We start from the raw sequence: 2164 nt of genomic DNA, 5'->3' as shown, positions 1-2164 counted from the left end.
CCAGTGGCTCTTCCGCGGAACCATTCCCGCCGCGACCGAGCCGCTCCAGGTCGCCGTCGCCCGCCTGCTCGGCTACCGGTGGCCGGACCAGGTGCCGGATGACCTGGACGTGCTGGCCGACGCCGACGGGATCGTGGCGCTGCCCGCCCTGCTCGGCGAGCAGGAGGCCGCGACCCGCCTGCGTGCTGTGCTGGCGCACGCCTACGGCGCCGAATGGTCCACGGACCTGGAACGGCAGCTCGTGGTGGCGGCGGGCGGGGCGAGCGGCGTGCTGGCCGACTGGTTGCGGGACTCCTTCTTCGCCCACCACACCAAGGTCTTCGGGCAGCGCCCGTTCCTCTGGCACATCTCGGACGGCCGCAAGGACGGCTTCTCGGCGATCGTGAGCTACCACCGGCTCGACAACGCGACCCTGGCCAAGCTGACGTTCACCACGCTCGGCGGGTGGATCGAGCGTCAGCGCGCGGGGGTCGATGGCGGGGTCGCCGGGGCCGACGTCCGCCTGGCCGCCGCACTGGGCCTCCAGCGCCGGCTCCAGCTCATCCTCGACGGAGCGCCGCCGTACGACGTCTACGTGCGGTGGAAGTCTCCCGCCGAGCAGCCCATCGGCTGGCACCCGGACCTGGACGACGGGGTCCGGCTCAACATCCGCCCGTTCGTCGAGGCCGGCGTGCTGCGCTCCAAGGTGAACGTTCACTGGAAGAAGGACCGCGGCACCAACCCGGACGGCACCGAGCGGCACAACGACCTGCACCCGACCCTGGACGAGCGTCGTGCCGCGCGGGCCGCGGTGGGCCGATGACGACCGTCCGGGCCGAGGTGGCCCAGGCGTTGCGCCGTGCGGCCGCGCACGACGGTGCGCACACCGCCCCGCCGGCGGCGGTGCTCTGGCCGGACCCGGACCGGGCCTGGGAGCGCGTCATCGCCCAGGTTCAGGAGGCAGTGCCGGTGCTGGTGCTCGGCGAGCACGACGCGGACGCGGCCCGCGGCCCGGCGATCTGGCTGCGCGCGGTGCTGGCCTGCGCGGAGGAGCCCGACCCGCCCGCCGTCGTCCGGCTCCCCACCCGGCTCGCCCCGCGCGACGCCCGCAACCCGTGGGTCCTGTACCTGCCGGGTGTCGGCCGTGACGAGCTCCAGGCGGCCACCGGCGCCACCCATCCGCTCGCGCCCCTGGTCGAGCTGGCGCATCGCTCGGTGTGGTGGGGGCAGGGCAACGGGCAGCCGTGGACGCCGCAGGCGTTCCTGCGCAGCAAGGACGGGCTCGGGCTGGACCTCGCGCACGACGGCGAGACACGGGCTGCGGTCGGTGAGGCGCTCGAGACGCTGCTCGACCGCGACGTGACCGTGCTCCGCGCCCTCGGCGGCCTCGACGCCGCGCGCCTGCGCACGCTGCTCCTGCCGGACCCGGTGCGCGACCTCCTCGCCTGGATCGACGACCCGGAGCAGGTGCGCCTGCGTCTCGGCGCGCAGTGGACCACGTTCGTCGCGGTGTGCACCTCGACCTACGGTGTCACCCCGGGCAAGCACACCGCGATCACCGCGGCCGGCCTGCTGGGCCGCCGTCAGGGGGCGTGGGCCCCGGTCTGGACCCGCTACGCGGAGGCGCCCGGGCTCTACCCGCACATCCCGGCGGCCCTCGACAAGGCTGCCCCTCTCGACACCCTCTTCGGCGACGCCGACGACCCGCATCCCGACTCGTGGCCCGCCCGCAACACCGCGGAGGAGACCTCGCTGCGCTCGGGCCTGCTCGGCCTGGCGGGCGCGCCCTCGGTCGAGGAGGCGTGCACGCAGGTCTCCGCGCTGCACGCGGAGCACCGCGCGCGCCTCGGCACGGTCTGGGACGCGCTCGGCCGTGCGCCCCTCGCCCGCGCCGTCGCCCACCTGGTGGCCCTCGGCGAGGATACGGTCGCCGACCGGCCGTCCGCGCTCGACCCGATGACCACCTGGTACGCGGCGGCCGGTCACCGGGTGGACGACCTGGCCCTGCGGGCGCTCGCCGAGGTCAGCTCGGTCCCGGACAGCACCGCCGTCCGGGCAGCGCTCGGCGTCCTCTACGACCCGTGGCTCGACGACGTCGCGACGGCCTTCCAGGCGGCCGCCGCGCACGGATACACCGGGGCGACCGGACTGCCGATCGACCCCGGCACCTGCGTGCTGTTCGTGG

Annotated in this window: 2 protein-coding genes; both read left to right on the top strand. The window is 75.5% G+C overall.

Annotated elements, in window-relative coordinates; all coding sequences use genetic code 11:
• A partial coding sequence (locus PKY62_RS13150) for a hypothetical protein (protein ID WP_324537683.1) occupies window positions 1–802 on the top strand: 802 nt, incomplete at its 5' end.
• Window positions 799–2164 (top strand): BREX-1 system phosphatase PglZ type B (gene pglZ / locus PKY62_RS13145; RefSeq protein ID WP_324537681.1); only part of this gene is annotated, 1366 nt, incomplete at its 3' end. The genes PKY62_RS13150 and pglZ, both read left to right, overlap by 4 nt.

This window comes from Actinotalea sp. (genome assembly GCF_035443605.1).
In the GTDB taxonomy this organism is placed as follows: domain Bacteria; phylum Actinomycetota; class Actinomycetes; order Actinomycetales; family Cellulomonadaceae; genus Actinotalea.
The sequence above is the reverse complement of the archived record's forward strand: the minus strand, read 5'-3'. Positions and strand labels throughout refer to the sequence as shown.